Annotated in this window: 15 protein-coding genes; 13 read left to right on the top strand and 2 right to left on the bottom strand. The window is 71.8% G+C overall.

The features are described 5' to 3' along the window. Window positions 1–11: 11 nt before the first annotated feature. The 10 genes from atpA (at window position 12) to OERS_RS07880 (ending at window position 9,452) form a co-directional block, all read left to right on the top strand. A complete protein-coding gene (atpA, locus tag OERS_RS07925; protein ID WP_068625375.1) occupies window positions 12–1,643 on the top strand; it encodes a F0F1 ATP synthase subunit alpha in 1,632 nt (543 codons plus the stop codon). A 1-nt stretch (window position 1,644) separates the two neighbouring features. Then, complete coding sequence (locus tag OERS_RS07920) at window positions 1,645–2,541, top strand: F0F1 ATP synthase subunit gamma (protein WP_056646186.1); 897 nt, start codon at window positions 1,645–1,647, stop codon at window positions 2,539–2,541. Between the two features lie 85 nt (window positions 2,542–2,626). Next, window positions 2,627–4,108: a F0F1 ATP synthase subunit beta gene (gene atpD, locus OERS_RS07915; protein ID WP_068625374.1), complete on the top strand. Its 1,482-nt coding sequence runs from the start codon at window positions 2,627–2,629 to the stop codon at window positions 4,106–4,108. Between the two features lie 88 nt (window positions 4,109–4,196). Continuing rightward, the gene (locus tag OERS_RS07910; RefSeq protein ID WP_056646193.1) at window positions 4,197–4,481 is read left to right on the top strand and encodes a F0F1 ATP synthase subunit epsilon; all 285 of its coding nucleotides are present in this window, start codon (window positions 4,197–4,199) and stop codon (window positions 4,479–4,481) included. 18 nt (window positions 4,482–4,499) lie between these two features. Continuing rightward, window positions 4,500–4,916 (top strand): DUF2550 domain-containing protein, encoded by a 417-nt coding sequence (locus OERS_RS07905; protein ID WP_056646196.1) that lies wholly within the window; start codon window positions 4,500–4,502, stop codon window positions 4,914–4,916. Between the two features lie 192 nt (window positions 4,917–5,108). Further along, window positions 5,109–5,804, top strand: a complete 696-nt coding sequence (nucS, locus tag OERS_RS07900; RefSeq protein ID WP_056646199.1) for an endonuclease NucS — start codon at window positions 5,109–5,111, stop codon at window positions 5,802–5,804. Window positions 5,805–5,899: 95 nt separating this feature from the next. After that, window positions 5,900–6,562: a TetR/AcrR family transcriptional regulator gene (locus tag OERS_RS07895; protein ID WP_068625373.1), complete on the top strand. Its 663-nt coding sequence runs from the start codon at window positions 5,900–5,902 to the stop codon at window positions 6,560–6,562. 1 nt (window position 6,563) lies between these two features. Next, window positions 6,564–7,547 carry a YndJ family protein gene (locus tag OERS_RS07890; protein WP_068625372.1) on the top strand — a complete coding sequence of 328 codons (984 nt, stop codon included), beginning with the start codon at window positions 6,564–6,566 and terminating at the stop codon, window positions 7,545–7,547. Continuing rightward, entirely contained in the window at window positions 7,544–8,068 is a 525-nt protein-coding gene (locus OERS_RS07885) for a DUF1990 family protein (RefSeq protein WP_056646205.1), read from the top strand. The genes OERS_RS07890 and OERS_RS07885 overlap by 4 nt, the downstream gene beginning before the upstream one ends. A gap of 85 nt (window positions 8,069–8,153) precedes the next feature. Continuing rightward, the gene (locus OERS_RS07880; RefSeq protein ID WP_068625371.1) at window positions 8,154–9,452 is read left to right on the top strand and encodes an N-acetylglucosamine-6-phosphate deacetylase; all 1,299 of its coding nucleotides are present in this window, start codon (window positions 8,154–8,156) and stop codon (window positions 9,450–9,452) included. Window positions 9,453–9,569: 117 nt separating this feature from the next. Here OERS_RS07880 and OERS_RS07875 read toward each other — a convergent pair whose 3' ends face one another. Then, the gene (locus tag OERS_RS07875) at window positions 9,570–12,611 is read right to left on the bottom strand and encodes a glycoside hydrolase family 3 C-terminal domain-containing protein (RefSeq protein ID WP_068625370.1); all 3,042 of its coding nucleotides are present in this window, start codon (window positions 12,609–12,611) and stop codon (window positions 9,570–9,572) included. Window positions 12,612–12,889: 278 nt separating this feature from the next. Between OERS_RS07875 and OERS_RS07870 the strand changes: the two genes are divergently transcribed. The 3 genes from OERS_RS07870 (at window position 12,890) to OERS_RS07860 (ending at window position 16,634) form a co-directional block, all read left to right on the top strand. Then, window positions 12,890–14,551 (top strand): type 2 periplasmic-binding domain-containing protein, encoded by a 1,662-nt coding sequence (locus tag OERS_RS07870; protein ID WP_068625369.1) that lies wholly within the window; start codon window positions 12,890–12,892, stop codon window positions 14,549–14,551. A 152-nt stretch (window positions 14,552–14,703) separates the two neighbouring features. Next, complete coding sequence (locus OERS_RS07865; RefSeq protein ID WP_231907548.1) at window positions 14,704–15,612, top strand: ABC transporter permease; 909 nt, start codon at window positions 14,704–14,706, stop codon at window positions 15,610–15,612. After that, entirely contained in the window at window positions 15,609–16,634 is a 1,026-nt protein-coding gene (locus OERS_RS07860; RefSeq protein WP_068625368.1) for a carbohydrate ABC transporter permease, read from the top strand. Before OERS_RS07865 ends, OERS_RS07860 begins: the two co-directional genes overlap by 4 nt. A gap of 29 nt (window positions 16,635–16,663) precedes the next feature. On the opposite strand, the gene OERS_RS07855 is transcribed toward OERS_RS07860, so the two are convergent. Next, window positions 16,664–17,668, bottom strand: a complete 1,005-nt coding sequence (locus OERS_RS07855; RefSeq protein WP_068625367.1) for a LacI family DNA-binding transcriptional regulator — start codon at window positions 17,666–17,668, stop codon at window positions 16,664–16,666. Window positions 17,669–17,752 lie beyond the last annotated feature (84 nt).

Genomic DNA, 17,752 nt, shown 5'->3' with positions numbered 1-17,752 from the left:
GGAGAAGAGCAATGGCTGAGCTGACGATCCGGCCCGACGAGATCAGGGCCGCGCTGGACAGCTTCGTGAAGTCCTACGAGCCCCAGGGTGCGGTGACAGAGGAAGTCGGTCGTGTCATCCTTGCCGGCGACGGCATCGCCCAGGTGGAAGGCCTTCCGGGCGCAATGGCCAACGAGCTGCTGCGCTTCGAGGACGGCACCCTCGGCCTTGCCCTGAACTTGGACGTTCGCCAGATCGGTGTCGTCGTCCTGGGTGAGTTCACCGGGATCGAGGAGGGCCAGGAGGTCCGCCGGACCGGCGAGGTCCTCTCGGTCGCCGTCGGTGACGGCTACCTGGGTCGCGTCGTCGACCCGCTGGGTCAGCCGATCGACGGTCTCGGCGAGGTTGCGACCGAGGGCCGCCGCGCCCTCGAGCTGCAGGCCCCCGGCGTCATGGACCGCAAGTCGGTCCACGAGCCCCTGCAGACCGGCCTCAAGGCGATCGACTCGATGATCCCGGTGGGCCGCGGCCAGCGCCAGCTGATCATCGGTGACCGCCAGACGGGCAAGACCGCGATCGCGATCGACACGATCATCAACCAGAAGGCGAACTGGGAGACCGGCGACCCGACCAAGCAGGTCCGCTGCATCTACGTCGCGATCGGCCAGAAGGGCTCGACCATCGCCGCCGTCCGCGGCGCGCTGGAAGAGGCCGGAGCGCTCGAGTACACGACGATCGTCGCGGCCCCGGCCTCCGACCCGGCAGGCTTCAAGTACCTCGCGCCCTACACCGGCTCGGCCATCGGCCAGCACTGGATGTACGGCGGAAAGCACGTCCTCATCGTGTTCGACGACCTGTCGAAGCAGGCCGAGGCCTACCGTGCCGTGTCGCTGCTCCTCCGCCGCCCGCCGGGCCGCGAGGCGTACCCCGGTGACGTCTTCTACCTGCACTCCCGTCTGCTCGAGCGTTGTGCGAAGCTCTCGGACGAGCTCGGTGCGGGCTCGATGACTGGCCTGCCCGTCATCGAGACCAAGGCGAACGACGTGTCGGCGTACATCCCGACCAACGTCATCTCGATCACCGACGGCCAGATCTTCCTCCAGTCGGACCTCTTCAACGCCGACCAGCGCCCCGCGGTCGACGTCGGTATCTCGGTCTCCCGAGTCGGCGGTGCCGCACAGGTCAAGGCCATGAAGCAGGTCTCCGGCACGCTCAAGCTCGAGCTCGCCCAGTACCGCTCGCTCGAGGCCTTCGCGATGTTCGCCTCGGACCTCGACGCGGCCTCGCGCGGCCAGCTGACCCGTGGTGCTCGCCTCATGGAGCTCCTCAAGCAGGGTCAGTACTCGCCGTACCCGGTCGAGGACCAGGTCGCCTCGATCTGGGCCGGCACCAAGGGCAAGCTGGACGACGTGCCGCTCGAGGACGTGCGCCGCTTCGAGAGCGAGCTGCTCGACCACCTGCGCCGCAACACGGACGTGCTCGGCACGATCGCCTCGACCGGCAAGCTCTCGGACGAGGTCGAGTCTGCGCTCGCTCAGGGCATCGACGACTTCCGCAACGGCTTCCTCAAGGGCGACGGTTCGCCGCTCGTCGGTGGGGACGCTGACGAGGAAGAGGGCGTCGTCGTCGAGCAGGAGCAGATCGTCCGGCAGAAGAAGGCCTGACATGGCCGGATCCCAGCGCGTCTACAAGCAGCGGATCAAGTCGACGCAGTCCCTGAAGAAGATGTTCCGCGCGCAGGAGCTCATCGCGGCGTCGAGGATCGGGCGCGCCCGCGCCCGGTCCGCCGAGGCCGGCCCGTACGCCCAGGCGATCACGCAGGCCGTCTCCGCGGTCGCGACGCACTCCACGACGCGGCACCCGCTGACGTCCGAGCGCACCGACACGAACCGTGTCGCGGTGCTCGTGGTCGCCTCGGACCGCGGCATGGCTGGCGCCTACTCGGCGTCGATCATCCGCGAGACGGAGCGGCTCGTCGAGCGCCTCACGCACGAGGGCAAGGAGGTCGCGCTCTACGCCGCCGGGCGTCGCGCCGTCACCTACTACACGTTCCGTCACCGTGAGCTCGCCCAGTCGTGGACCGGCGGTTCGGACGCGCCGACGGCGGACGTCGCCCGCGACATCGCCGACACCCTGCTGGAGGCGTTCCTCGCCCCGGCGGACGAGGGTGGCGTCGGTGAGCTGCACATCGTGTACACGCAGTTCGTGAACATGGTCACGCAGCGTCCCCGGGTCGTGCGGATGCTCCCGCTGGAGGTCGTCGAGGGCGTCGCACCCGCGGGCCAGCACGACGTGCTCCCGCTGTACGACTTCGAGCCCTCGTCCGAGGCCGTCCTCGACGCACTGCTGCCGCGCTACGTGCGCAGCCGCATCTACAGCTGCCTCCTGCAGGCGGCCGCGTCGGAGCTGGCTGCCCGCCAGCGTGCGATGCACACCGCGACGGACAATGCCGAGGACCTGGTCCGCATGTACACGCGACTTGCGAACCAGGCACGACAGGCCGACATCACCCAGGAGATCAGCGAGATCGTCTCGGGTGCCGACGCCCTCGCGGCGTCGTGAGGTACCGCATGACGAACACGTTGATCTCCATCACCTGCACCGAACCTGCCGGAGCACTCTCCGGCCCTGCGAAGCGAGGCCAGTAATGACCGCCACCACCGTGGAAGCCCAGGTCGAGCACCAGAGCGGACCCGGCGTGGGCCGTGTCGCCCGCGTGATCGGCCCCGTCGTCGACATCGAGTTCCCGTCCGACGCCATCCCCGAGATGTACAACGCGCTGACCGTGGACATCGACCTGTCCGGTCAGGGCGAGGGGGAGAAGTCCTTCCGACTGACCCTCGAGGTCGCGCAGCACCTGGGTGACTCGCTCATCCGTGCGATCGCCCTCAAGCCGACCGACGGCCTGGTCCGTGGCGCGGTCGTCACCGACACGGGTGCGCCGATCAGCGTCCCCGTGGGTGACATCACCAAGGGCCACGTGTTCAACGTGACCGGTGACGTGCTCAACCTCGCGGAGGGCGAGAAGCTCGAGATCACCGAGCGCTGGCCCATCCACCGCAAGCCCCCGGCATTCGACCAGCTCGAGTCGAAGACCAACATGTTCGAGACCGGCATCAAGTCGATCGACCTCCTGACGCCGTACGTACAGGGTGGGAAGATCGGCCTCTTCGGTGGTGCGGGCGTCGGCAAGACGGTCCTCATCCAGGAGATGATCCAGCGTGTGGCGCAGAACCACGGTGGTGTCTCGGTGTTCGCCGGTGTCGGCGAGCGCACGCGTGAGGGCAACGACCTGATCGTCGAGATGGAGGAGGCGGGCGTCTTCGACAAGACGGCACTCGTCTTCGGCCAGATGGACGAGCCGCCGGGCACGCGTCTTCGCGTCGCGCTCTCCGCGCTCACCATGGCGGAGTACTTCCGTGACGTCCAGAAGCAGGACGTGCTGCTCTTCATCGACAACATCTTCCGCTTCACGCAGGCCGGTTCCGAGGTCTCCACGCTGCTCGGGCGCATGCCCTCCGCGGTGGGCTACCAGCCGAACCTGGCCGACGAGATGGGTCTGCTCCAGGAGCGCATCACCTCGACGCGTGGTCACTCGATCACGTCGCTCCAGGCGATCTACGTCCCTGCCGACGACTACACCGACCCGGCGCCGGCGACCACGTTCGCCCACCTGGACGCGACCACCGAGCTCTCGCGTGAGATCGCCTCGAAGGGTCTCTACCCGGCGATCGACCCGCTGACCTCGTCGTCGCGCATCCTCGACCCGCGGTACGTGGGCCAGGAGCACTACGACGTCGCGACGCGCGTCAAGTCGATCCTGCAGCGCAACAAGGAGCTCCAGGACATCATCGCGATCCTCGGTGTGGACGAGCTCTCCGAGGAGGACAAGACGGTCGTGGCGCGTGCGCGCCGCATCCAGCAGTTCCTCTCGCAGAACACCTACATGGCCGAGAAGTTCACGGGTGTCGTGGGTTCGACGGTTCCGCTGACGGAGACCATCGAGGCGTTCAAGAAGATCGCGGACGGCGAGTTCGACCACATCTCGGAGCAGGCGTTCTTCAACATCGGTGGCCTCGAGGACCTCGAGCGCAACTGGGCCCGCATCCAGAAGGAGTACGGCGTCTGATTCGACGTGAGCGCGCCGCGCGCTCGGCCCACCGGCCGAGCACGCGGCGCGCTTCGTCAGACCCGTGCACCGACATGAAGGAGTTCAAGTGGCACAACTGAACGTCGACCTCGTGGCGGCGGACCGCAAGATCTGGTCCGGTACCGCGCGCGCCGTGAGCGCGCCGGCCGCCGACGGTGAGATCGGTATCCTCGCGGACCACTCACCGGTCCTGTCCGTCCTGGAGGCGGGCACCGTCCGGATCACCGGGGTCTCCGGCGAGAAGATCGCCGTCAAGGTCACCGGCGGGTTCCTCTCGGTGGACTCCAACCAGGTCATGCTCGTGGTCGACGACGCCGAGGTGCTCGACGCCTCCGCCGTCTCCGGCCACTGACGGGACCAGGTAGCACACGTGCCGCTCCCCGCCTGGATCGCGATCGGACTCCTTCTGGTGGTCCTGGTCGTGGTCGGGCTGGGAGCGTTGCGTCTTCGGGCCATCGCCCACCGGGTCGGCTCGTTCGAGTGCAGCGCCCGCCCGGCGGGCGCCGAGCAGGCCTCGTGGTCGCTCGGCATCGCGCACTACGGCGTCGGACGCATCGACTGGTGGCGCTGCTGGTCCCTGTCTCTGCGCCCCGCGCGGTCCTGGCGCCGCCAGGACCTCGTGATCGTGTCCCGTCGCCCCGTCGAGGCCCCCGACCGCGACCTCTTCCTGGTCGAGTGCTCGTACGAGGGCACGCGGTTCGAGCTGCTCATGTCGAGCGGGGCCTACGCGGGCCTGGCATCGTGGCTCGAGGCCGCCCCTCCCGGCCGCCGCGGCGTGGTCGTCTGAGGCCCTGCCGGTAGCCTGGCCGTCCGGCAGCGGCTCGCCTGCCCTCCTGGACAACGTCGCCCACCCGTCCGCCCCGCCGGCGCCGCACCCCGTGAGCTGCCGGCTCACCCGTCCGTCCCGGTCGGCGCTGTGCCAGCGTCGCTCTCCGTCGTCGTCCCCGGTCTTGCGTCATCCCGGTCTGAGGAGTTCTTCGTGCGTCTCGTGGTTGCCCAGTGCTCGGCCCACTACACGGGTCGGCTCTCGGCCCATCTCCCGCTCGCGACCCGTGTGCTGCTCGTCAAGGCGGACGGCAGCGTGCTCCTGCACTCGGACGGCGGCTCGTACAAGCCGCTGAACTGGATGAGCCCCCCGTGCTCCATGGCGGTCACCGAGCCCGACGAGACGGCGCGCGAGCGCGGCGTGACCCAGGTCTGGGCGGTTCAGCACGCCAAGAGCGACGACCGCCTCGAGATCGAGCTGCACGAGGTCCTGCACGACTCGGCTCACGACCTCGGGATCGACCCGGGCCTCATCAAGGACGGCGTCGAGGCCCACCTGCAGGAGATGCTCGCGGCGCAGATCCAGCTCCTCGGGACGGGGCACACCCTGATCCGCCGGGAGTACCCCACGGCGATCGGTCCGGTCGACATCCTGGCCCGCGACAAGGACGGCGCGACGGTCGCGGTCGAGATCAAGCGCCGCGGAGACATCGACGGCGTCGAGCAGCTCACCCGGTACCTCGACCTGCTGAACCGCGACCCCTTGCTGGCCCCCGTGCGCGGCGTGTTCGCGGCGCAGGAGATCAAGCCGCAGGCGCGCGTCCTGGCGACCGACCGGGGGATCGGCTGCCTGGTCCTGGACTACGACGCGATGCGCGGGGTCGACGACGTGGACTCGCGCCTCTTCTGACCCGCAGCCCGTACACCCGCGCGGTGTGCGGGCTTCTCTCGTGCTACATTTTTGAACATGTTCAAAAACCCGCGCACCGCGACCGGGGCGACCTCATGAGCCCCACCCCCAAGTCGGAGGAGACCCGGGCCAAGGTCCTCGGGGTGGCCCTCGCGATGTTGCGCGAGCAGGGCTACGAGGCCACGACCATGCGGTCCATCGCGTCCGCGGCGGGCGTGAGCACGGGCAACGCCTACTACTACTTCCCGTCCAAGGACCACCTGGTCCAGGAGCTCTACCTCGACGTCCTGCGTGCGCACCGGGTCGCCGCCGACGAGATCCTCGCGCAGGGCGGGTCCCTCGCCGACCGGCTGCGCCGCGTGCTCGACGCGTCGATCGACGTCTTCGCGCCCTACCACTCGTTCGGCGCGGAGTTCGTCTCGGTCGCGATCCGGCCGGGCGCGGCCGCCAACCCGTTCAGCGAGGCGTCGCGCGAGGCTCGCGAGCTCTCGCTCGGGATCTTCGAGGAGCTCGTGGCCGGCGCCTCGCCCGCGGTGCCGCCCTCCCTGCGGGCGCAGCTCCCCGAGCTGCTGTGGTTCGCCCAGCTCGGGGTGACGCTCTTCTGGGTCCAGGACTCGTCGTCGGGCACTGCGCGCACGCGGCGCCTGGTCGCCGGGGCGAGCCCGATCGTGGGCAAGCTCGTGCGCCTGTCCCGTCTCCCGGTCGCCCGCGGGGTCGTCGACGACGTCGTGCGCCTGACGTCGTCCCTTCGAGGCTGAGGTGTCCGCATCGACCGCCCTGCTCGTGGACCTCGTGGTCGCGTTCGGGCTCGTCGTGGTCCTCCCGCTCGGGCTGTCGCTGCTCGGGCCCCGCGTCGTGCCCGGGGCGGGCGGGCCGTGGTGGCCCGTGGCCGGGGCGGCGGCCGCCGCCGGGGCGTGGCTCCCGCCCGCCCCCTGGGCGCAGGTCGCGACCGCCCCCTTCCTCGCGGGATCGGCGGTGCTGCTCGTCGCCGCGGTCCGCTCGGCGCTCCCCGGCCCGACGGCGCCACGCCCGCTCGGCGTGCGGCTCGCGGTCGGCGTGGCGCTCGTCCTGCCGAGCGTCGGTGCCGCAGCGATGCTCGCCGACCGCAGCGGCTGGGGGCTGCTCGGCTTCTCGGGGACCTACCTCGCGCTGACGGTTCCGCACATGCTCTTCGCGGGGTTCGCCGCGGCCCTGGTCGCGGGGCTCGTCGCCGGGCAAGGTGCCGGGCACGACGACCCCCGCGACCCGGACACTTCCGAAACCCACGGGGCCCCGGACCGGGGCCGCGCCGCGCGAGCGGGCGCGTGGGGCGTCCCGGTCGGCACGGGGCTCGTCCTCGTGGGCTACTTCGTGGGCGACGCGGCCGAGCTGGTCGGCGCGCTCGTGCTGACGGGGGCGCTGTGGTGCACCGCGTGGGCCGTCCTCGGGCTCGCGGCCCGGGGCTGGGCGCGAGGACTGCTCGTCACCGGATCCGTCGCGGTGGCCTGCTCGATGCTGCTCGCGGTGTGGTGGGCGGTGGGTGAGGCGACGGGGCTGCCCCACCCGAGCATCGGGCAGATGGCGTCGACGCACGGCGTGGCCAACGCGGTCGGGTTCGCGCTGTGCACGCTGCTGGGGCTCCGAGCGGTCCGGGGCGCGGCGGGGGAGCGGATCGAGCGCAGGGGGCCCGCAGGCCCCGCGCTGCAAGGAACGGCCATCCGGCCACACAGACCCAGCAGGACCCCAGGACGGAGACAGGCATGACGCAGAGCCGTACGACCTACCCCGAGGTGGGTGCGACGCGCGCCCCGGAGCTGCCCGCGGGGTACGCCCACCTCCGCCTGCGCCACCGGCTGTCCGAGCGGCCCTGCACGGTCGCGGAGCTCGGACGCCTGGGCGAGCAGCTCCTGACCTGGCAGGTGCACGCGGCCGCCCACGTGCGGATCGAGACGTCGGCCCCGGTCGCGGAGCCGGGGGGCCGTGTCGTCACGCGGCTCGGCGTGGGCAGGGTGCGGCTCGACGAGCCCTGCGAGATCGTGTGGGTCGAGCGCGAGGAGCAGCGCATCGGGTTCGGCTACGGGACGCTGCCCGGCCACGTGTTCGTGGGCGAGGAGGCGTTCGTGGTCGAGCGGGACGCCGCCGGGGACGTGTGGTTCGTGGTCGACGTCTTCAGCAACCCCGCGGTCCGCTGGGTCTCGGCGCTGCGTCTGTTCGTCCCCACGTTCCAGCGGCTGTACATCGCACACCTCGCCAGGGCGGCACGCAGGCTCCTGCGTGAGGGCTGACGGGCCGTCTCGGTCCTCGACCGCTGACCGGCAGGTGCGGTGACCATTCGTGCGTCGTCCGAACGAAGTGCGCAAGAATGAGGACATGACGTCGAACGCCGCCCCGCAGCCCATCGTCCCGTCGTCCGCAGGAGCCGCCCGCTCCGCCCTGCGTGGGCGCGTGGTCACCCCGCAGGAGGTCGTCGAGGACGGCGTCGTCGTCCTCGACGGGGCGACGATCGCGTGGGTCGGTGACCGTCGTGACGCGGCAGCCGCCGGGTACGGCGCCGAGGTCGAGGCGGCCGACGCCCCCGTCGACGGTCAGGTCGTCCTGCCGGGGCTCGTCGAGCTGCACAACCACGGCGGCGGCGGAGCGAGCTTCCCCGACGCCGAGGACGCGGAGCAGGCGCTCGTCGCGGTGCGCGAGCACCGGCGTCACGGGACGACGAGCCTCGTCGCCTCGCTCGTGACGGCCGAGCGCGAGACGCTCCTGCGCCGGGTCGCGACGCTCGCCGACCTGGGCGACGCCGGTGAGATCGCAGGCATCCACCTCGAAGGACCGTTCCTGTCGGAGGTGCGGTGCGGCGCCCAGAACCCGCACGACATGCTCGCGGGGGACGCCGAGCTGGTCCGTGCCATCGCGGAGGCCGGACGAGGACACTTCCGCACTATGACGTTCGCGCCCGAGGTCCCTGGGAACACCGGTCCCGGGGGCGTCGTCGAGACGCTCGTCGAGGTCGGCGCGGTCCCGTCGATCGGGCACACCGACGCCTCGTCCGAGCAGACGGACGCGGCGATCGTCGAGGGGGTCGCAGCCCTCGCGGCGCGCCGAGCAGCGCAGGCCGCGGCGGGCGAGCCGGTGGGCCCCGCGCCGCGCCTGACCGCGACGCACCTGTTCAACGGCATGCGGCCACTGCACCACCGGGCGCCCGGCCCCGTCGCGGCGTGCCTGGCGGCCGCGGCGCGCGGAGAGCTCGTGGTCGAGCTCGTGGCAGACGGCACCCACCTCGCGGCCGGGACCGTGCGCAGCGTGTTCGAGCTCGTGGGGCCCGACGCGATCGTGCTCGTCACGGACGCCATGGCCGCTGCGGGCATGGCCGACGGCACCTACCAGCTCGGCCCCATGGCCGTGACGGTCGCGGACGGCGTCGCGCGGCTCGACGACGGCACGCCCGAGGGCTCGATCGCGGGCGGCACGTTCCACCTGCTCGACGTGGTGCGGGCGACGACCGGCTTCGGGATCCCGCTGGTCGACGCGGTCAAGTCTGCCTCGTACACGCCCGCCGGCGTCCTGGGACGCTCGGACATCGGTGCGCTGGAGGCCGGGCGACGCGCCGACGTCGTCGTGACCGACGCCGACCTGACGCCCCTCGCGGTGTGGCGCGGGGGCCGGCCGGTCGTCTGACCCGGCCCACGCGCGGCTCGCTGCCCGACGGCGGGCCGCGCCTCCCACGGGCGGGCGGCCTCGCCGGGGTCCCGGCAAGCGGGCGCGCCTCGCGCCGAGACGCCCACCTCGCCCGCCTCAGAACCGGATCGAGGCGAGCCTGGCGGCGCCCTCGAGCCGGGCGAGGAGGTCCACGGCACCCGTGATCGTGTCCGGGACGTCGAGGGCCGCGTCCTGCCACGCGTAGCGGCCCGAGGCCCGGACCTCGACCCGGCCCACGGGCTCCCAGGTGCCGGCTCGGTCCCCGGCGCGACGGACCAGGAGCTCGACGGCCCCCACGGTCGGGCCGTCCGGCGACCCCGGACCACGGGTGCCCGGGCGGGACCCGTCCCCGCTCCCGCCGGGCGCTCCGCCCGTGCCGGGCCCGGCGGTCGAGGCGACCGACAACGTCGCGCGCCGCACGCCGTCGAGCACGAGACCGTCGTAGCGCGCCCAGCCCGACCTGCTGCCGGCCGCGACCTCGATCGCCGAGCCCTCCTCAGGGGTGCGGTCGCTCGTGAGCACGCCGTCGTAGGCGTCGAACCCGTGGGCGTGGAGCGCCGCACCGCCGAGCGGTCGCGCGGGGCGGGGAGCGCCCATGACGCGCAGCGGAGCGCGGACCGGGAGGTCGACGCTCGAGGGGCCCGTGCCGATCTCGTAGTCGCCCGGCTGGAGGTGGAACGCCCCGGGGGTCGAGGTGCCGGGGCCGTCCGCGCTCACGCCGACGTCCCAGACGGCGAGGCGCGACACGTCGATCTCGAGCGCGACGCTCGCTGCCTCGCCCGGCGCGAGGTGGACCCGCGTGCGGGCCACGAGGCGACGTCGCGGCGCCGTGACGGGGAGGTCCGGGGCGAGCGCGTACAGGGCCACGAGCTCGTCGACCGGCCGGGCGCCCGTGTTGCGCAGGCGCACGGTCGCGACGAGGGGTGTGCCGGGAACGCCCCCAGGGCCCGAGGTGGGCGACACCGCGGCCGCGAGCTCCCCGGTGGTCGTCCCGGTCGTGGCGGTCAGCCCGGGCGTCGAGAGCGTGATCGCGTCGTACGCGACCGCGGACCAGGACAGGCCGTGCCCGAACGCGTACAGGGGGTCGGCGTCGCTGTACCAGTAGGTCGTCCCGGCGGACACGACGTCGTAGTCGAGGATCTCGCCCGCGTCCCGGGTGTCGCGCCACCACGTCTGGGCGAGGCGTCCCGTGGGCTCGAGGTCGCCCGAGAGCACGTCGACGAGTCCTGGCCCCAGCTCCTGCCCGCCGTGCGACGTCCACACGACCGCGGCGGCCTCGTCGGCGACGGGTCCCAGGGCATAGGGGTAGCTCGAGACGACCACGAGCACGGCGGGGCGGCCCGACTCGTGCGCGACCCTCCAGATCTCCTGCATGCCTGCCGGCAGGTCGAGGTTCGGGCGGTCCTCGGTCTCCCGGCCCAGCACGTGCGGGTCGTTGCCCACGGCGACGAGGACGACGTCGGCCTCCGCGGCGACCCGGGCGACCTCCGGGGCGCCGGCCCGCACGGTCCGCACCGTGAACCGCTCGGCGGCCTCTGTGTCGTCGGCGTCGGCGACCAGCAGGCCGCTGCCGTGCTGGACGCGCACCCACCGGCGGCTCCCGACGTGCTGGAGCGACCAGGACCCGTCCGGGTGGCGGTGCGAGCGGAAGGTCTCCTGCGCGACCCAGCCGCCGATCCGCTCGGCGTCGGCCGCGAGGATCCACGAGGCCCCCGTGAGCATCCGGCCGCTGACGACCGAGCGCAGCGTCAGGACGCCCTCGCCCCAGTCGGTCACGTCGAGGTGGGTGCTCGGGGACGCGGTCGGGGACGACGCGGTCAGGACCGACGCGTCGTCGCTCACCGCGACGTACGCGCCTGTCGAGCGTGAGCGCAGCGCGACCCGGTCGGCTCCGTCGGCGACGAGGACCTCGGCGTCCGGGTAGCGCGCGACGAGGGCCGCGGCGATCGACGTGGTGTACGGCGGCGTGCCCGAGTACCAGTCGTGGACCACGCGGTCGGCGTGCGGGCCGACGACCGCGACCCGGGTCGGGGTGGCACGGAGCGGGAGCACCCCCTCGTTCGAGAGCACGACGACGCCTCGCGCGACCGCCTCGCGGGCGAGCGCACGGTGCTCGGGCAGGTCGATCGCGTCGGGGGCGATCGACCGGTAGGGATCCAGGTCGGGCGGGGAGAGCTCGCCCGTCCGGGCGCGCAGGACGAGGAGGCGCAGAACCGCGCGGTCGACGTCGGACTCGGTGACCAGCCCGGCGGCGAGCGCCGCCGTGACACGTTCGATCGTGAGCCGAGGATCCGCGTCGTTGTCGGTGAACGAGTCGACGCCGGCCCGCAGGGCAGCCGCGTGCGAGGCGGTGTGCGTCGGGAAGTAGCGCTCGGACTCGACCAGGTTGGTGGGGGCGGCGGCGTCGGAGACCACCGCGATCGAGCCCGGGGCCCAGCTCCGCAGCTCGTCCAGGAGCTCGCGCGCGACGTGGTTGGGACGCCCGTTGACGAGGTTGTAGGACGGCATGACGGCCCCGACCGCGCCTGAGGCGACCGCGCCCTGGTAGGCGGGGAGCTCGTACTCGCGCAGCGCCTGGGGCGGGAGGTGCGAGCTCGTGACCGACCGGTCGACCTCGTTCGAGTAGCCGAGGAAGTGCTTGAGGGTCGGGACGGTCTTCCAGACCGTCGGGTGCGCGCCGCGCAGGCCCCGGGAGTAGGCGGTCGCGAGCTCGGTGGTCAGGTGCGGGTCCTCGGAGAAGCACTCCTCGCCGCGACCCCACAGGGGGTGGCGCAGCGGGTTCACGACCGGCGCCCAGACGTTGAGGCTCACGGACGGGTCGCCCGCGTGCTTGGCCCGCACCTCGGTCGCGACCGCGTCGCCCACACGGGTGAGCAGGTCCTCGTCCCACGAGGCCGCGAGGCCCACGGGCTGGGGGAAGACCGTCGCGGTGCCGAGCCACGAGACCCCGTGCAGGGCCTCGGTGCCGGTGCGGAACGGGGCGAGCCCCAGGCGCTCGACGGCCGGGGCCGCCTGGTGCAGCATTGCGACCTTCTCGTCGAGCGTCAGGAGCGCGAGGACCGCGCCGGCCCGAGCCTCGGCGGGGTCCAGGACCGGGGCGTCCCGAGCCAGGTCGGGGGCGTCGTGGAGAGAGTGCATGGCTCCTCGTTCTTCGAAACGGTTCGACAATGAACCGGGTACGTACAGGCCAAGAGGGGTGTCGGTATCGTCCACCAGATCGTGCGCCGAGGCAAGGTGGTCGCGTTTCCACGGTTGCTATTGCTTCACCCGGTGCGCGTGCCATAGAGTCCTGGGCGTCGAACCGCTTCGACGTTCTTCGAGGCTGACGACGAGCATCCACGAACGGTCTGGCTCCGCCGGTCCGCACCATGGCACGATGCCGTGCCGCGTTATCCACGAAGGAGTGAAGAACGCCCATGAAGAGGCAATCAGCTACCGCACCGATGCAGGGCACGCTCAACCGCCGCTCGTTCCTCGGCCTGCTCGGCGCCGGGATCGCCGTGGTCGGCGTGCCCTCGCTGCTCTCGTCGTGCAGCACCGCGGGCGCCGGGGTGAACGCCGCCACGGCAGGCAAGGTCAGCGCGGGCGTGCTCCCGGGGTACTTCCCGGTCGAGTACGTCTCGCCCGACTTCCCGAGCGTCAACGGTTCGACGGCGGGCTACGCCTCGATCCCGAAGGAGCTCGTCAAGGCGTACCCGAAGCCGCCCGGGAGCGGCGGCACCTACACCGCGATGACGCCGCTGTGGGGCACGATCCCGCCGACCAAGGGCAACCAGTACTTCGACGCGGTCAACGAGGCGTCGGGGACCACGCTCGCGTTCCAGATCAGCGACGGCAACACCTACGGGGACAAGCTCGCTGCCGTGCTCGCCTCCGCGAAGGACGTCCCGGACTGGGTCTCGATCCCCTCCTGGAACGTGCCGCCGCGCTTCGGTCAGGCCGTCGACGCGCTGTTCGAGGACCTCACGCCGTTCCTCGCGGGGGACGCCGTCAAGAAGTACCCCAACCTCGCGAACATCTCGACCGACACCTGGAAGTTCTGCGTCTTCAACGACAAGCTGTACGCGCTGCCCTTCCCCGGCGAGATCATCACCGACGCCACGTTCTACCGTGCGGACGTGTTCGACGAGCTCGGCATCACGGCGCAGCCCACGAACGCCCAGGAGCTGCTCGACCTCGCCAAGGAGGTCACGGACCCTGCGGCCAAGCGGTGGGGGGCCAACGACCTGTGGGTCACGGCCACGCAGATGTACTCCGTCCCCCCGAAGTGGAAGGTCGACGACGCGGGCAAGCTGGTCCACCGGGTCGAGACCGACGAGTACCGAGCGGCGCTCGAGTGGCAGTCCAAGCTCTACGCGCAGGGCTCGGTCCACCCCGACGCGGTCGCGGACAACTCCGGCGACGCCAAGCAGCGCTTCGAGTCGGGCCAGGTCCTCATCTCGAGCGACGGCCTGGGCGGCTGGCACGAGGCGCTGGGACGCAACCTCCCCATCAACGCCGCCTACTCGCAGCTGCCCTTCGCCCCCTTCGCGGCCGACGGCGGCAAGGCCACGCTCTTCAAGGGCAACCCCGCGAACATCTTCAGCTTCCTCAAGAAGAACTCCGACAAGGCCAAGATCGAAGAGCTGCTGACGGTCGCGAACTTCCTGGCGTCCCCGTTCGGCACCGAGGAGTTCGCGCTCATCAACTACGGGGTCGAGGGCGTCCACTACGACCTGGACGAGAACAACCTCCCCGTCTCGACCGACCGGGCGGCGACCGAGCTCCAGCCGACCTTCATCTTCCTCACCGACCCGCCGGTCGTGAACGCCAAGGTCCAGTACCCGGGCTTCGTCGAGGCCTTCTGCACCTGGATGGCCGACGCCGCGAAGACGACCGTCGACCCGGTCTTCTACGGACAGCAGATCACCGAGCCCAACCAGTACGCCTCGATCGCCCAGCCGTTCGAGGACCTCGAGAAGGACATCGCGCGCGGCCGCAAGTCCATGACGGACCTCGACGCGGCGATCACCACGTGGAAGTCCGCCGGCGGTGACGAGCTGCGCGCGTTCTACCAGGACATCCTGGACGCGCAGTGACGCTCCACGTCGGAGACCGGGGCCGGGTGCCCACCGCGGCCACCGGCGACGGCGAGGTTCCGGGCCCGGCGGACGCGACGCCGTCGGGCCCGGGAGGGGGCGCCGCCGCCGTCGCGGACCCCGCAGCCCCGCCCGCCCCGGCGGTCCGCACGATCCCCTGGCGGGTCCGCCTCCGGCGCGACCGGTCGCTGATCCTCATGACGCTGCCCGCGGTGATCCTGCTGGTCGTCTTCGCGTACGTCCCCATGCTCGGCAACGTCGTCGCGTGGCAGGACTACTCGCCCTACGTCGGGATCGGTGGCAGCCCGTTCATCGGGTGGGCCAACTTCGAGCGCATCTTCACCGACCCGCTCTTCCTCGACGCGATCGTCAACACCCTGACGATCACGGCGTTCCAGCTCGTGTTCTTCTTCCCCGTCCCGATCGTCCTCGCGCTCCTGCTCAACAGCGTCGTGACACCGGGCGTGCGGACCATGATCCAGTCGATCGTCTACCTGCCGCACTTCTTCTCCTGGGTGCTCGTCGTGACGATCTTCCAGCAGATCTTCGGCGGGGCCGGCTTCATCAACCAGCACCTCGCCGCGGCCGGGCACCAGGGGTTCGACCTCATGACGAACCCCGACACGTTCCTGCTGCTCATCACGGCGCAGTCCGTGTGGAAGGACGCGGGCTGGGGGATCATCATCTTCCTCGCCGCGCTCAGCACCGTGGACCCGGCGCTGTACGAGGCCTCGGCCATGGACGGCGCGGGCCGGTGGCGCCGCATGTGGCACATCACGCTGCCCGCGCTGCGGCCCGTCATCATCCTGCTGCTCATCCTGCGCCTGGGCGACGCGCTCACGGTCGGGTTCGAGCAGCTCATCCTCCAGCGAGGAGCCGTCGGGGCGGGCGTGTCCGAGGTCATCGACACGTTCGTCTACTACCAGGGCGTCGTCAACGGCGACTGGGCCTTCGCGGCCGCTGCAGGGCTGGTCAAGGGGATCGTCTCCCTGCTGCTGGTCCTCGGCGCGAACAAGCTGGCGCACGTCTTCGGAGAAGCGGGAGTGTACAAGCGAGCATGAGCACCACGACGAACGCGGACCGGGCCCCGCGCAGCGGGCCCGACACCACGGGCGCCCCGGGCGATCCCGGCCGAGCGACCCCCGGCGCGTCGGGCGGAGCCACGCCCCTCAAGCGGCGCCGGCGGTCCAAGCACCGCGCCCCGTGGGAGGGCGACCCGCACCCCGTGGGGGCCGTCGCCAAGGTGGTGATCCTCGCCGCGATCGTGTTCGTGGTGGTCTTCCCGCTCTACACGATCATCCTCACGTCGCTGTCCTCGCAGGCCGACATCACGCGCTCGGGGGGCCTGGTCACGATCCCCGGGTCGCTGAGCCTGAGCGCGTACTCGCAGATCCTCGCGGGCGGGATCGTCACGCAGGCCGCGCTCGTGAGCATCGGTGTCACGCTCGTGGGCACGCTGCTGTCCACGTCGGTGTCGGTCCTCGCGGCCTACGGGCTGAGCCGTCCGGGCTCGTTCGGGCACCGCCCGTTGCTGTTCACGCTGCTCGTGACCATGTTCTTCGGGGCAGGCATGATCCCGACCTACCTGCTGGTCAGCGCGCTCGGGCTCATCGACACGTACTGGTCGCTGATCCTGCCGGGCGCGGTGTCGGCGTTCAACGTGCTCATCCTGCGTGCCTTCTTCATGGGCATCGACCGGAGCATCACCGACGCCGCGCGCATCGACGGCGCGGGGGACTGGCGCATCCTGGGCCGGATCGTCATGCCCATGTCCAAGGCGTCGATCGCGGTCGTCGCGCTGTTCTACGGGGTCGGCTACTGGAACGCGTTCTTCAACGCGATGCTCTACATCAACGACAACGCCAAGTGGCCGCTCCAGCTCGTGCTGCGCTCGTACGTGCTCCAGGGCGTGACCCTGCCGGGCAGCGGGGTCAACCAGGTGGACGTCGCGGCGGGGGCCGTGACGGGACTGCCGGTCAAGATGGCCGTCATGGTCCTGGCCGTGATCCCGATCCTCGCGATCTACCCGTTCGTCCAGCGGCACTTCACCAAGGGCGTGATCTTCGGGGCCATCAAGGGGTGAACTGACGGCTCCGGACGAACGACCGGCGGCTACCGCGGCGCCCTGCGGGTGCTGCCACGGTCGGTCAGCACGGGGGCGAGCAGCCTGGTCTCGGCCGGCTGGTCGCCCCCGAGGCGTGCCACGACCATCTCGACCGCGACCCGGCCGATCGCCTCGGCCGGGATGTCGACGCTCGTCACGGGGGACTGCATCGCGAGAGCCACGTCGGTGGGGCACACGGCCACGACCGAGACGTCCTCGGGCACCGACTTGCCGCGCTCGCGCAGGTGCGCGAGCACGTGCGGCAGGGCGACCTCGTTGTGCACGACGACGCCCGTGACGCCCGGCATCGCGTCGAGCAGCCGGTCGACCGCGTCGTACGCCCCGGCCACGGACGACTCGGCGGGCTCGATCGCGTACGTCGCGCCGGCCTGCTCGCACGCCGTGGTGAACCCGCGCAGCATGCGCTCGGCGTAGGACGTGTGCCGCTCGAGCACCGCTGGCGGCGAGCCGATCAGCGCGACGTGCCGGTGCCCCTGGTCGAGCAGGTGCCGGACCGCGGTGCGCCCGGCGGCCTCGAAGTCCAGGTCCACGCAGCTCAGGCCCGCGGGGTCGCGGGGGAGCCCGATCAGCACGGTCGGCTGCTTGAGGCCCACCAGGACCGGGATGCGGGGATCGTCGTCCTCGACGTCCATCATGACCAGGGCGTCGACCATCGAGCCGCTCGCGACCCGGTCGAGGCCCGTGGTGTCGTCCTGGGTCAGGAGCAGGACGTCGTGGTCGACCGCCCGCGCGCTCGTCACGACCCCGGCGACGAACTGCATGATGACCCCGACGTTGACGCCCACGCGCAGCGGCGCCATGAGTGCGATGACGTTGGTGCGTGCCGAGGCCAGGGCGCGCGCCCCCGCGTGGGGTCGGTAGCCGAGCTGCTCGATCGCACGCTCGACCCGGTGCCGCGTCGCCGCGGAGATCGGGCGCTTGCCCGACAGGACGTAGGAGACGGTCGAGGCGGAGACCCCGGCGGTCTTCGCGACGTCATCGATCGTGGCCACGGTGTGCTCCTTCTCGGGCGGGGACGGCAGGGGACGGCGGCCCCCCGGCGGGTGGTCCGGCGGCGTGGCCGGCGGGGTCCGGGG

The sequence above is a fragment of the Oerskovia enterophila genome, assembly GCF_001692445.1.
GTDB lineage: Bacteria > Actinomycetota > Actinomycetes > Actinomycetales > Cellulomonadaceae > Oerskovia > Oerskovia enterophila.
Note: the sequence above shows the minus strand (reverse complement) of the source record. Positions and strands in the feature narration are given on the sequence as shown.

Bases quoted from the DNA above. Each gene is read 5' to 3' on its own strand.
- atpA (WP_068625375.1), top strand. From the start codon at position 12: ATGGCTGAGCTGACGATCCGGCCCGACGAGATCAGGGCCGCGCTGGAC.
- OERS_RS07920 (WP_056646186.1), top strand. From the start codon at position 1,645: ATGGCCGGATCCCAGCGCGTCTACAAGCAGCGGATCAAGTCGACGCAG.
- atpD (WP_068625374.1), top strand. From the start codon at position 2,627: ATGACCGCCACCACCGTGGAAGCCCAGGTCGAGCACCAGAGCGGACCC.
- OERS_RS07895 (WP_068625373.1), top strand. From the start codon at position 5,900: ATGAGCCCCACCCCCAAGTCGGAGGAGACCCGGGCCAAGGTCCTCGGG.
- OERS_RS07885 (WP_056646205.1), top strand. From the start codon at position 7,544: ATGACGCAGAGCCGTACGACCTACCCCGAGGTGGGTGCGACGCGCGCC.
- OERS_RS07880 (WP_068625371.1), top strand. From the start codon at position 8,154: ATGACGTCGAACGCCGCCCCGCAGCCCATCGTCCCGTCGTCCGCAGGA.
- OERS_RS07875 (WP_068625370.1), bottom strand. From the start codon at position 12,611: ATGCACTCTCTCCACGACGCCCCCGACCTGGCTCGGGACGCCCCGGTC.
- OERS_RS07870 (WP_068625369.1), top strand. From the start codon at position 12,890: ATGAAGAGGCAATCAGCTACCGCACCGATGCAGGGCACGCTCAACCGC.
- OERS_RS07860 (WP_068625368.1), top strand. From the start codon at position 15,609: ATGAGCACCACGACGAACGCGGACCGGGCCCCGCGCAGCGGGCCCGAC.